The sequence below is a fragment of the Xylella taiwanensis genome (genome assembly GCF_013177435.1).
Taxonomy (GTDB): Bacteria; Pseudomonadota; Gammaproteobacteria; order Xanthomonadales; family Xanthomonadaceae; genus Xylella; species Xylella taiwanensis.
This window is the reverse complement of record NZ_CP053627.1, coordinates 2,635,946-2,649,193: the sequence shown is the minus strand read 5'-3', so window position 1 is coordinate 2,649,193 and position 13,248 is coordinate 2,635,946. Positions and strand designations below refer to the sequence as shown.

Below are 13,248 nucleotides of genomic sequence, written 5' to 3'. Positions count from 1 at the left end.
TGCATAGAGTCGGTTAAATGAAAGATGTTTGGAAATGCCCGCTCCACTGTAGCAGAGCGCATGTAAGCGATACTTGATGTGCGATGTGCAGTGAAGTTCAGCGCCTGCTGTAGTGCGCAACCAACCAATCACCGAACATCTGCATCAGTTGCACCACCATGAGTAGCGCAACCACAGTGACCAGCGCGACGTCTGTGTGCGAGCGCAGATAACCTTCACGGTAGGCGACGTCACCCAGTCCCCCCGAGCCGATAGCGCCACCCATTGCGGTGAAGCCGACTACTGTGATTACGGTGATCGTGGCGCCGGCAATTAAACCAGGACGTGCTTCCGGTAGCAGTACCCGCCAGACGAGTTGCCACGTGGTTGCTCCCATCGCTTGGGCAGCTTCGACGACGCCACGATCAACCTCGCGCAGCGCGCTTTCGACGAGGCGTGCGTAGAACGGTGCTGCACCGATCACGAGCGGCAGGATCGCACCACGAATGCCCAACGAGGTCCCCATGATCAACAGGGTCACGGGGATCATCGCAATCATCAAAATGATAAAGGGCACCGAGCGCAATAGATTCACGGATAGCGCCAGCATGCGATACACCAGTGGATGGTGGTGTTGTGGTGATGTATTGCACAAGTACAGTGCTATTCCTAAGGGAAGGCCAATAGCTAAGGTTGGTGGCAATGCGCCGCCTACCATGAGCAATGTATCCAGTGTGGCGCGACCGATGTCTCCCCACTTATCAGCGTCTAAGTTGACGAAAAAGCCAGGAACAGTGATTGAAGCCAAGATCATGGCGGTATTCATGTACGTAGTTCCTCAATATGTATGCCAGCAGCGGCAAACGCTGCTTGTGCAGCGACCGGGTCGCCGCCAGATAGCGCTACAGTCAGTTGACCGTAGGGTGTTTCTTTAATACGGTCGATACGGCCTGACAGGATGTTGTAGTCCACGCCAGTGTCTCGTGCCACGCGTCCGAACAGTGGCAGGTAAGTGTCAGCTCCGAGGAAGGTCAGACGCACGATGCGGCCGTTGACTGAGGCAAAATCGTCATTCAGCTTGCTTGCGTCGATGTGTTCGGCTTCCAGAACGAAGCTGCGTGTCGTTGGGTGCTGCGGATGCAGGAAGACATCAGTCACCAGCCCGGTTTCAACCAAGCGCCCGGCATCAAGCACGGCGACGCGGTCGCAGATGCGGCGGATCACATCCATCTCGTGAGTGATCAGCACGATGGTCAAACCGAGTTCGCGGTTGATCCGTGCCAGTAGCTGTAACACGGCTGTAGTGGTGTGTGGATCCAGTGCGCTGGTGACTTCGTCGCATAGCAGGATCTGCGGGCGTGTGGCCAGCGCACGAGCGATGCCGACCCGCTGTTTTTGTCCTCCCGATAGCTGTGCCGGATAAATATGGCTATGTGCTTCCAGACCGACCCAGGTCAACAGTTCAGCCACGCGTGCGTTGCTTTCGGTATCCGGCATACCGAGCAGTTTTAGCGGGAAAGCCACGTTGCCAGCGACGGTATACGAAGACAGTAAATTAAAGTGCTGAAAGATCATGCCGATCTCGCGACGCAGCGCGCGCAAACCGATACGATCCAGTGCGGTGATGTCTTGTCCGTTGATCAGCAGATGTCCGCCGCTGGGTTCTTCTAAGCGGTTGATCAGGCGGATCATTGTTGATTTGCCTGCCCCGGAATGACCGATGATGCCGAATACCTCTCCGGTGTGGATATCCAGATCGAGAGGCTGTAACGCGGTCACTTTACGACCATCTACACCATAGTGCTTGTACAGACGTTTAAACTGGATCACCGTGGTTGCAGCGATATGAAAGGGAATCAAGCCTATCAGGCTTGGTCGATCGTTGTTATTTCATAATGGTGTTGAGGTTATGCAGGCACCGCAGCACTGTTGTGTTGTCTGCCGTTTTCCTTCACTCATTCTCTGGTGCGATGTGCCATCGCGCTGCGATGATGTTCTGGGCGTCCATACGTACTACTTTTGCATGAGTGGTGTTGTGGCGTGATTATCAACGTTGGTGACCCTTCCGTACGTTGTTGCACATCCCAGTGAGATCTACACTTGAAAGTGATGCATTCCTCGCATACATTCCTCAATCAGCAGCTTTTAGTAGGGATGAGGTACATGGGAAAGCTCACTGCCGTCAAAGAGGATCCATGTCCCCAGGACAATCTTGAATATCAGTATGGGCATGGTCACCTTGAAGTCAGTGCTGAAGTAGGTGGCCAAGACAGGACTTAACTGAGGCATTGTTCCGCGGATATTGCGGTTGTGGTGACGGATCCGAACACCATGAGCACATGAATTTAATTGGTATTCGAGTCAAAGCACATAGAAAACAAGATGGTGTAGTTTCCCAGTCTCAGCCTTCGCAGCGTATTTCTGATACAGCGGCCATTATTGCTGGCTAGTCTGTAGCTGGTGTTCACAGACGTTGCTGGAGACGCTCCCAATACAAAATCCTAAATAAGATTGCCGGTGCGCTGTGTGAATTGGATTATCTGGATAGCATCCGGATGCGATCAGGGTATGTTGTGTGATCTGCCCGTTGCCAGGATTCATGCCTTGATGCATCAATTCTCTCACCTTTCTGGTCAATCAAGGGCTGTAAGGGACCAAAAATGGCAAAAGGTGGGGGCAGTTATTGATGTGTTCCGAGTGCAGTGTGTGGGTGACCGACCACATCAGACGGTGTTCGATCATGGCGCTGACTCAAAGATTTCACGGGCGATGGCTGCTGACAGGGAGGGCTGAACGACGTGGTGTGCCAATCTGGGATGCTGGCGACAGTGATTGGGAATCCTGTGTGCCGCTGCCAGTTGCAAGGACGTCACAGGAGGATGCATTGTTATTGCAGTTTCACCAACGGGGACGAGCCGGGTGAGTCAAGCGCTCGGAGGGATCCGCCAGCAGAATAGTGGTGGTGCCAATGCAGCACGTGGGTCCACAGTGGCCGGTGTCAGCGCCGTGAGGGGTCAACCAGAGCGACATTCAACGTCAGCGATTGGCCTCGCACGGCTCGATACTTGAGTAGGGTTGCGTTTCGTCTTGTGGCGTGGAAGTCACTTCACACGCGGTCATCAGACGTTCGGTCAGTTTGTACAGCGCGGTTGCTTCCTGTTCCAGATGGGTGAGGATAGTCGCTGGTAAGTCGTGCATATCATGAACTCCAATGCTGATTAGCACTGAACAAGCAAATTTCAGGCCAACTCATCGGCGGATCGTGTCAGCTTGTATTTGAGGCGTGTTGTACTCCGAGACGCAGCAACGTGCCTACATTGACGTATTGATATTGATGCTGGTCAGGAGACAACGGCGTCAGCCAGCGTGGCTAACACGAACAGTCGGCTGCGTCTTGCGCTTTTGAGATTCCAGAGGGCAGATTACAGGAGCCACTCTTTACCCGTCCGTTTATTCTTCGAATTAAAAACTTGTGTGGTAACGCATGAGGAGCGTGCGGGAGGCCAGAAAAACATTGGGTAGAATGGATCCTGGGCAGGCGACTGAATATGGACGCTTGGAATTTCAGATGGCTATCCCGATTCTGATGTATCACAACATCGCCAGGGTACCGAAGCAGGTGCGACATCTGCGCGGATTGTATGTGACACCGGCGGCATTCGCGCACCAGATGTGGTTGCTGCGGCGCCTGGGCTATACCTGTCTGTCGATGTCTGCGGCAATGCCGTATCTGCGCGGTGAGTGCTCAGGCAAGGTCATGGTGGTGACCTTGGATGATGGTTACCTGGATAACCTGCAGGCGGCGCTTCCGGTGCTCCAGGAGCACGGTTTCAGTGCAACCTGCTACGTTGTCAGCGGCAGTCTCGCTCGTTTCAACACCTGGGATGCGGAACTGCTTAAAGTGCGTAAGCCGCTAATGAGTCCCGCACAGGTCCGCCAATGGCATACCTCTGGGATGGAGGTCGGGGCGCATACACGTAGCCATCCCCGTCTCAGTGACTGCACCGCAGCGCAATTGCACCAGGAGATCGCCGGTTGCCGGGACGATTTGGAGCAGTGTATCGGTGCACCGGTTACCCAGTTCTGTTATCCATACGGTGATTTGACGCCGCCGGTGGTCGATGCAGTGTGCAATGCGGGCTATGCTGCGGCGACTACGACACGGCGTGGCCGCGTATTTCCCGGCCAACATCTGTTGACATTGCCGCGTGTGCCCGTGTCGTACCGTCACACGCTCCCTCAGTTTGCGTTACGTACATTGACCGGCTATGAGGATCGTCGGGGATGAAGCTATTGTTCGTGGGTACCTCGCGTGGAGGGGGGGGGGCCGAGAGTCATTTCGTCGGATTGGCGCGCGCGATGGCTGAGACCAATCACGAGATTGCTGCGTTGGTCCATCCGGACGGATTGATTGCACGTCAGTTGGAACATAGTCCTATCAGGCTGTTCCCTGCCAAGTTCCGTAACGTCATGGATTGGCGTGGCTACGTAGCGATCGAGCGCGCGCTGCGTGTGATCCATCCTGACGTGTTGGTGGGCGATTTTGGTAAAGAATACTGGCCTTTGTTGTTGATGGGTCGCCTTTACCGCTTGCCGGTGGTGCTGTTCCGGCATCGCTTGCCGCCGATGAACCGTTTCTCAACCTATTGGGTGCCGCGCTTGGCCGATCGGTTCTTCGCAGTCTCGGACTACGCGCACCGCCACTATCTGGCTGAAGGCATGCCGCCAGAACGGGTGCAGGTGTTGTATAACCCGGTGGATACTGACGCGTTTCGTCCGGATCCGACGTTGCGTAGGAGAATGCTGCACGAGCTGGGTTGGGATGAGGAAGCCATCGTGGTGGGTTGCTTCGGACGGATCCACGAAGGTAAGGGAGTGTTCGTACTTGCCGAAGCGATGGAGCTGGCCATGCAGGAGGAACCGTGCTTGCGCTGCTTATGGCTGGGCACTGGCGTGCACGCGCTGCGCTTAGCAGCCACCGTTGCCGGCAGCCGGTTTGCGTCGCAGCAGCGTATGTTGGACTGGGTGACTGATCCGGCAGGTTATTTCCAGGCGTTGGCGATGCTGGCGATGCCTTCTTTGTCGCCGGAGACGTTCGGACGTGTCTCCGTAGAGGCACAGGCATCCGGTGTGCCTGTCCTTGTCAGTGACGTTGGCGGGGCTTCGGAGACATTGCAGGACGGCACGACCGGGATGCTGCTGCCGGCCGGGGATGTTCATGCGTGGCGGCACGCGATCCTGGCATGCTGTGATCCGCAACGCCGCGCTGCGATGGCGGCAGCGGCGCCGGGTTTTGTACAAGCACGTTTCAGTAAGCGAGTGATCGCAGCGCAATTTGCCCGGGAATTGGAGCGTGTGATTTCTGAGCGCAATCAGCCGATCGCACCACTGACTTGACGCTCTAAGTGATCTCATCCAAATATCCCTATATATTGCCCTTTTTTATACTTTGTCTTGTATTTTGGTGGTGAATGTGTTGCTGGGGCATGGACCAGTGGAGCCGGTGCGTGTTTAAAACACATGACGAGAAAATGGTCACCATAACGTGAAGATGCATCCCAGCGGTAAAGTGTCCACGCATGCATTGCCGCAGTGCGATCGCGGTGTGGCCGTCTGTGGATGCATCTTCAATGTGTCCGTCTCTTCAACAGGTTGATGTCACGTGCCTGGAAGGCTTCCTCAAATGGCATTAAACGTTTGTTTTCTTCGAGGTTTTCACATCCCTACGGCCTGACGGTGCCATGACCCCTAGAATGGATGCTGCTTGAGCTTGCTTTGATGAATCACTGGAACTGGTTCAATGCTCAACAGGAATATTTCGTATCCAATTGTAATGAAAAAGATTCCGACACTAGAAGCAGACGTGAAAAGTGTTGCAACAGCGTATTTGTACTGCTGTTGGTTTTGTTGTAATGGGACGCTGCTGCATCCTGAATTCAGTGACTGAATCACGTATTTTTCAAGTGTTCTTGGATAGACCAATACAACGTGTCTTGAAGGAGGAGATGTCGATGCCAAGATATCCCCTTTGCCTGTTGTTATCGGCAGTCACTATCATTCATGTCCGGCAGCTTTCGTCATGTTTCTTAGCGGCTCTTAAAACCTTTGGGATCAATACTTAAGATGCATTCACTTGACCATCTGCTTCAGAACAACCGCAATTGGTCTCATCGTATTAACCATGAGGACCCGGAGTTCTTTTCCCGTTTGTCCAAGCAACAGTCTCCTGAGTATCTCTGGATTGGCTGTTCAGATTCGCGTGTACCGGCGAACCAGATTATCGATATGGCGCCAGGTGAGGTATTTGTACACCGCAATATCGCTAACGTGGTGGTACACACCGACCTGAACTGCCTGTCGGTGATCCAGTTCGCAATCGATGTACTCAAGGTCAAGCACATATTAGTGGTTGGTCACTATGGTTGTGGTGGTGTACTTGCCAGTCTGACTCAAGCGCGCTTGGGCCTGGTCGATAACTGGATCCGCCACGTCACCGACGTGGCCGAAAAGCACAATCCCTACTTGGATGCGGTCGGTGCACTTCCGATGCAGCATGCACGTTTGTGTGAGCTGAATGTGCTTGAGCAAGTGGTGAATGTATGCCGGACTAGCGTTGTGCGTGATGCGTGGAATCGTACGCAGCCGCTGACTATACACGGCTGGGTTTATAGCTTGTGCAATGGTCTGGTGCATGATCTTGGCATCGACGTGGATCGCTTCGACATGCTGCAGTCGTGCTATGCCGCCGCATTGGCAAGGATCCAGGCTGACCATGTCGTGCGTTGAAGCATTTTCCATAGAAGCCTTCCCCGAAGCCGCCGTAGGATGAATCGATAAACACATGCTTGGATTGGCATGCATAGCGAACGACTCTGATAACAAAGCGTTACAACATGATGATTTGATGATCATGTTGGGTGATCGTCATGCAAATACAGACATTGCAGTGTCTGTCTCATATGGTAACCATTGCAGCATTCGACCTTGCCTGTCGTAAATGATGGTACATCCAGACGCTAAGGCGGCATCGCCAGCAACGTCCAGACTGGTTGCAACCGTTTATGGTTCAGAACCATAGGCGCTGCGTTCGGGCACTAATGAGTTTCATGAATAGCACGCTATTCTGATGCAACATCACCCGCTTTCATCGAGCTCGATCGATGACACCCAGAGGATGTGCGATGTGTCGCAATCTCGGTGTGTGGAAGGCATAGGAAGGTGGTTTGCGTTGTCGCGTGCGTATATTGTATCAATACACCCTGAATCAGTGTTCAGGTGCTACACCGTATCGAGTGACTGGTAGCAGCATCTTTAGATTCATGCTGATGGTGATCTCTCCTCGCCTTCCTCACAAGAATGTTCCAAAACCATCAGGGAAACGGAAGGCTTTGTTGTACGACATTGCACTGATCGTCGCTTTGACCATTGCTTTTCTTGTGGTATCAGCAAGTTCGCTGGGTAGTGATGGTGTTCGTGGTATGCAGCAAGTAGCATCACTACTTATGAATGCATCCAGCGCCAACGGCGACACACTGAATGAGTCTGACACCCTGTCCCCATGTGCACAGCTCAGGGACGATCCCCCGCTATCGCTGAGCGAATTGAAAACCAGGTTGTTAAAGCTTGGCATCAATGCGGATAGATACGCTCGCACGACTGGTTTATCAATCGAGTCAGAACCAGCCGCGCTTACCTATGCTGGCCGTGACCGCTACAAACGTCCGTTATGCCTCACCATCAATGCAGCCCGTGCTTGGCATACGATGTGCCAAGCCGCTGTACGCGATGGTATCCTCCTTGATGCGATCTCCGGCTACCGCAGCTACGCTTATCAATTAGATATTTTTGAGCACAAGCTTGCACAAGGGCAAACGCTGGCACAGATCCTCACTGTTAACGCAGCCCCTGGCTTCAGCGAACACCATAGTGGTGAGGCTCTCGATATTGGCATGCCTGGGGAGCCCCCTGTCGACGAAAGCTTTGAACGTACTACCGCTTTTGCTTGGTTGCAGAGACACGCGAGGACATTCGGCTTCCACCTTAGCTTCCCTCGCAACAATCCACATGGGATTGTCTATGAGCCTTGGCATTGGCGCTGGCGTGCGGGTTGAGTATTCAACCCTGTATCGCTTATCGGCTCTGTGGAGTTGAGGTGTCGTGCGGTGATTCCGTGAGGGCGGTATCGCTGCCGTTGAAAAACGCGCGTACCGCAGCAATGTCACGGGTATGCGGAAACGATGGCAGCGAATCGAGAAATATCCGTCCGTAGCCTTTGGACAGCAGTCTCGGGTCACATAGCACCAGCACGCCGCGGTCGGACTCGCTACGAATGAGGCGGCCGACACCTTGCTTCAGTGCGATGACCGCCTGCGGCAATTGTTCATCGAAGAATGGGTTGCCACCTTCGTGGCGAATGGCTTCCAGCCGCGCTTCGAATACAGGGTCGTCCGGTGCGGTAAACGGTAACTTGTCAATCACTACCACGCTCAACGCTTCGCCTGCCACATCCACGCCTTCGCGGAAGCTTGCTGAACCGAGCAATATCCCATTGCCGGAGACCCGGAAGCGGTCCAGGAGTATGGCGCGCGGAGCCTCTCCCTGCACGAACAACGGCCACGGCCCGCCACGTAGCGCTGCGGCGGCCTCGCGCAAAGCGCGATGTGAGGCGAACAGTAAAAAGGCACGTCCGGCGGAGGCTTCCAACACCGGAGTTAATGTTGTGATCAAAGCAATTCCGAAACCGCACGCCGCTGGATTAGGCAACCCTGGAGGCAGATAGCATAATGCTTGCCGCGCCCAATCGAATGGACTGGGTTGCAGCAGGGTCATGGGGTGGCTCAGGCCCAGGCGTCGTGCGATATGTTCGAATGTGCCATCCACTGCCAATGTTGCTGAGGTGAACACCCAGGCGGCCATTGATGCTTGACGGTGTGCCTGCAATTGCGCTGACACATCCAGAGGGGTGCGCTGACAGCGAAAGCTACGTGGGGTCAGTTCATACCAGAGTACGTCGTTGTTGGGGGAGGTAGGTGGTTCAGACGCCGTGATTTCCACAGTCTCACCAAGCCAACGTGACAGTCGGGACAGTCCCTCCTGGGCACGTGCGGCGCAGGCATCCAAGCCGGGTGTGGCTGTGCGCAGCGGGACCAGCATGGATTGCAGACATGTCAGTGCAGTGACAACGGCCTCGAATCCGTGGCGCACCTCTGGGTTAGCGAGTAGGCGCCATTGTGTGCCGCGTGATGGTAAGCCTTCCATCGCCCCACGTAGCGTGCGCAATGTGTGTTCCAGGCGCCAGACGGAATCTTGCAATGTGGCTTGGGCACCAGCGACCGACCGTGCTTCGACCATGCAGTCGCGTACCAGTTCTTGTAACGGGCGCATGCCGAAACTCTCGCCAAAGAAGTTGGCAGCCAGTCCTGGCAGTTGGTGCGCCTCGTCAATGATAAATGCTTGTGCGCCGGGCAATATCTCACCAAAACCCTCCTGTTTGAGCGCTAAATCGGCCAGCAACAGGTGATGGTTGACCACGACCACGTCTGCAACCTGGGCGCGCTGACGCGCTTGTACGACAAAACATTCGTCCCAGAATGGGCAGTCCGTGCCCAGACAGTTGTCAATCGTGGAGGTGACCAGCGGTAATAGCGGTGAATCGTCTGGCAACACGTCCAACTCGGCGATATCGCCGAACAGCGTGTGGTCGCTCCAGGCGACGATGTGCTGGAATTGAGCGGCCTGCTCTGCTGTGCCCAGGTGGGGCTCACCGCAGGCCTGCTGTAGACGGTATTTACACAAATAATTGGTGCGGCCCTTAAGCAATGCACTGCGTAGGTCAACACCGAGCGCAGCGCGTACCCGTGGCAGATCGCGATAGTAGAGTTGTTCCTGTAGCGCGCGGGTGCCGGTGGAAATGATGGTCTTCAGTCCTGATAGCAACGTCGGTACCAGGTAAGCAAAGGTCTTGCCAGTGCCGGTGCCTGCTTCAGCCAGCAGTATGTTGCGTTGCTCAAATACCTCGCCGATCGCTGCGGTCAGACGTTGTTGCCCCAGACGCGGAACAAATGTATCGATCTGGCGTGCCAGCACACCACCATCGCTGAGTGCCTCAATGCTAGTTTGGGCAAGCAGGGACATCGCTACGGCACAGGATCAGGAAATACGCGGGAGAGCGACATTGTGGCGGAGGACAGGGGAGTCGCATCAACGTCCGGGAACACCATGGTAGACCAAGCGTACCTATCTGTTGGTACGGTTCAGTAACGTTTGATACCTGGCACAGTGCAGCGTTCAATCTGTGCGTATGCCGAGGATGCATTCTCTGTCTCGCCACGCGCCAGTCGTGCTTGCTCGATCGTGGCCCAGTGGCGGCGGCAGAGCGGACCGGTCTTCGAGCCGAGTCGGATCGCACGCTCGGCGTAGTGTTCGGCACCCGCCCAGTCACCTTGCAGCAGGGCGATCTCGGCACGTTCCTGCAGCATTGCCGGATCGTTGGCGACGAGTGCCAGTGCGTGGTCAAGCTCAGCAGCGGCTGCAGCCAAATTGCCGGCCTCGCGTTTGACTTTTGCAGCCTTACGCAGGTCGTCAATTTGCAGGTCATGGAGCGGCTGCACCAACAACTCGGTGTCGTCAACGCTCGCAATTTTGGTGACTGCAGCCAAACGCTGCGCTGGAGTTGTGGTGTCCGCAGGTGTCGGTGTCGCGGCTGGTGGTATCGACGGTGGTGGTGTGCTGATACAAGCAGCAAGAGCCACAGTCATGATGATGATAATGAGCCAGGTGCGGAACCGAACATACGATCTTTTCATTCTGTTGATTGCTCAGGAGGAGGCGTTGTGGGGGGCGGTGCTGGGTCCCCCTTCTGCTTATCCAGCCCGAACCAGTTGCGCCAGCCGACATTATGCCCGGCCTCAGATGTTCCACCAGCACCAGAACACGGTGCATAAGCCGGAGCGAAGCCGGCCACGAACGGAAACCGACGCGCACCTGGGCAGTTTGCGTCTGTGCTGCCAATCCCCATGGGCTCGACCGACTGCCAATCCAGCCCTTTGCCGTTGACCTGTAATCTTGTGCTTGGCAGTTGCGAGAAGATGTTCGACCAGACGCGCATTGCACCAGTGGCACCGTATAGGCCAGTTTGCTCGTTTTGGTCGTTACCGACCCAAATGACAGCCAAGTGGTTCCCGGTGTAACCCGCGTACCAGCTGTCGCGGCCATCGTTAGAAGTCCCGGTCTTGCCGGCAGGCGACAGCCGGCCCAAGCCGTCGCTGAGCAGTTGTCGAGCGGTACCGCTGTTGACCACTTCCTGTAGGGCGACGCTGATCACGTTGGCGGCGACGGAGTCACCGGGCTGTGCGGGTGCCGGTGTATTGTCATAGCGCTTGAGCAGTTTGTTCTGCGGATCAAGGACACCGCGTACGGCGTGCAACGGTTGGATTTCACCCCCTGAGGCTAGGAACTGATAGAGCTGCGTCATCGCATAAGGACTCTGGTCGGTTGCGCCAAGGATAAGCGATGGATTGGCGTCGGCCTTTAATCCGGCCAGAACGTTAATCAGTTGAGCCACACGTTCTGGGCCGACTTGCATGCCGATGCGTACGGTTGCTTGGTTGTACGAGTGTGCCAATGCATCGATCAAGCGCACCGTCCCGTGGCTGATGTTGTCCGAGTTGCTTGGTGACCAAATACGCCCATGCGCCAGTGGCACACTGACGGGTGTGTCTTCCACCCAGCTGGATAAGGACCAACGATCCGGTGAGGCCAGTGCCAGCAGGTAGACGAACGGTTTGAGCAGCGAACCTACTGGGCGTTGGGCTTCGAGTGCGCGGTTAAAGCCTGACTGAGTTGCGTCGCGACTGCCGACCACGGCCAGTACGTCACCGTTATGCACGTCGGTCAGTACCAGTCCGGCTTGCAGCGGTGGACGCTTCATGCCCTTCACCCTCTCCAGTCCATTAAGGGTATTTCGCACCCCGTTTTCAGCGTAGGTCTGCGCCGCGGGTGACATGCCAGTGAGGACGGTCATGCCAGCTCCACGCAGCACGTTCTCGGGATAGTCGTGGGCGAGCTGGCGGCGCACCAGGTCGAGGTACGCCAGGAAGCGGTTGGCTGCAACCAGCCCAGGTTCCTTTGGTACACCGAGGGGTGATGCCTGTGCACGCATGTATTCAGCATCGTCGATCAGCTTGCTTTGATGCAGCTTGCCAAGCACGAAATTGCGCCGCGACAGCGCGCGATCAGGGAAACGGCGTGGATCGTAGTACGACGGCCCTTTCACGAGTCCGATCAACAACGCCACCTGCTCAGTGGTCAGCGAGCCGAGCTCACGTCCGAACCAGAACTCCGCGCCGGTGGCGACACCATGCACGGCTTGGCTGCCACGTTGACCAAGGTAGACTTGGTTGAGATAGGATTCCAGGATAACGCGCTTGGAATAGCGTGCCTCTAGGATCAGCGCATACAAGATTTCATTACACTTGCGCCGCAAAGTCTGTTCTTTGCCAATACCAAGCAGGCCGCTACGTGCCAGCTGTTGCGTCAGGGTGCTGGCACCTTGGCGAACGCCACCACCGGAACGCAACATCACCCAGAGTGCGCGCACAATACTGCTGACGTCGATGCCGTGGTGATGTTGGAAATCACGGTCTTCCACCACCTGTAAGCCGGTGACGAGCAGTTGCGGAACCTCTTGTAACCTGACCAAACGGCGTTCTTCCTGCTTCTGGCCGTACAGTGTGGCAATCCGTGCTGGGTCCAGCCGCCCACGCTTGATGGGTTTACGTGTATCTGGGTTCCGCAGTGCGGAGACTTGGCCGTTACTCAGCGTGATCATCAGACGGCGTGCTGGTATCTCACCATCCACGTCAACGTAGCCACGGCTGGAGACAGTGAAGCGGCCATTCTGTTGTTGATAAGTGCCTGGCAACTCACCACGGTTGTCGTCACGATAGGAGGCTGCATCCAGTTCGATCTTCAGCGTGGGTGCATCTAATGCTATGCCCGGTTGCAGCACCAAGGGCCGCGCATAGACCCGGGTCGGGATCTGCCAGCGCAGCTCGCCAAAGCGTGCGGTCACCTGCTGATTAAGGTAAAGCGTGTAAGGGATCAGGAAGCCCAGGGCAAGCGCCAAGCCTGCCAAGCCACAAGCGATCAGCCAGCCCCACCAGGGGGAATCCCCCTGCATGTCGCCATTTGCCGCTTCGTTGAAATCATCTTCTGCGTGGTATGCCACGGGTATGTGAGAATGAGAATTCCAGGGAGTCTAGCTCAACA

9 protein-coding genes and 1 pseudogene are annotated in these 13,248 nt (G+C 55.7%); 4 read left to right on the top strand and 6 right to left on the bottom strand.

Going from position 1 to position 13,248, the window contains the following annotated elements:
• Positions 1-97 precede the first annotated feature (97 nt).
• The 3 genes from PLS229_RS11160 to PLS229_RS11150 all read right to left on the bottom strand — a co-directional run bounded on the left by PLS229_RS11160 (position 98) and on the right by PLS229_RS11150 (position 3,177).
• Positions 98-805, bottom strand: a complete 708-nt coding sequence (locus tag PLS229_RS11160) for a methionine ABC transporter permease (protein ID WP_051482234.1) — start codon at positions 803-805, stop codon at positions 98-100.
• A complete protein-coding gene (locus tag PLS229_RS11155; protein WP_038269940.1) occupies positions 802-1,809 on the bottom strand; it encodes a methionine ABC transporter ATP-binding protein in 1,008 nt (335 codons plus the stop codon). Before PLS229_RS11155 ends, PLS229_RS11160 begins: the two co-directional genes overlap by 4 nt.
• A 1,206-nt stretch (positions 1,810-3,015) precedes the next feature.
• Positions 3,016-3,177: a hypothetical protein gene (locus PLS229_RS11150; RefSeq protein ID WP_171898068.1), complete on the bottom strand. Its 162-nt coding sequence runs from the start codon at positions 3,175-3,177 to the stop codon at positions 3,016-3,018.
• 370 nt (positions 3,178-3,547) lie between these two features.
• Between PLS229_RS11150 and PLS229_RS11145 the strand changes: the two genes are divergently transcribed.
• From PLS229_RS11145 to PLS229_RS11130, 4 genes and pseudogenes are all read left to right on the top strand, one after another.
• Positions 3,548-4,267, top strand: a complete 720-nt coding sequence (locus tag PLS229_RS11145; protein ID WP_038269943.1) for a polysaccharide deacetylase family protein — start codon at positions 3,548-3,550, stop codon at positions 4,265-4,267.
• Positions 4,264-5,376, top strand: a complete 1,113-nt coding sequence (locus PLS229_RS11140; protein ID WP_038269853.1) for a glycosyltransferase family 4 protein — start codon at positions 4,264-4,266, stop codon at positions 5,374-5,376. Before PLS229_RS11145 ends, PLS229_RS11140 begins: the two co-directional genes overlap by 4 nt.
• Before the next feature lie 726 nt (positions 5,377-6,102).
• Positions 6,103-6,765 carry a carbonate dehydratase gene (gene can / locus PLS229_RS11135; protein ID WP_038269855.1) on the top strand — a complete coding sequence of 221 codons (663 nt, stop codon included), beginning with the start codon at positions 6,103-6,105 and terminating at the stop codon, positions 6,763-6,765.
• A 689-nt stretch (positions 6,766-7,454) separates the two neighbouring features.
• Positions 7,455-8,090: pseudogene (locus PLS229_RS11130) on the top strand (M15 family metallopeptidase); the annotation flags it as partial.
• A gap of 19 nt (positions 8,091-8,109) precedes the next feature.
• On the opposite strand, the gene yoaA reads toward PLS229_RS11130, so the two are convergent.
• From yoaA to mrcB, 3 genes are all read right to left on the bottom strand, one after another.
• Entirely contained in the window at positions 8,110-10,113 is a 2,004-nt protein-coding gene (yoaA, locus tag PLS229_RS11125; RefSeq protein WP_038269857.1) for a DNA repair helicase YoaA, read from the bottom strand.
• A gap of 119 nt (positions 10,114-10,232) precedes the next feature.
• Entirely contained in the window at positions 10,233-10,784 is a 552-nt protein-coding gene (locus PLS229_RS11120; protein WP_038269860.1) for a hypothetical protein, read from the bottom strand.
• On the bottom strand, positions 10,781-13,159 hold the full coding sequence (gene mrcB / locus PLS229_RS11115) for a penicillin-binding protein 1B (protein WP_051482236.1): 2,379 nt from the start codon (positions 13,157-13,159) through the stop codon (positions 10,781-10,783). The genes PLS229_RS11120 and mrcB overlap by 4 nt, the downstream gene beginning before the upstream one ends.
• Positions 13,160-13,248 lie beyond the last annotated feature (89 nt).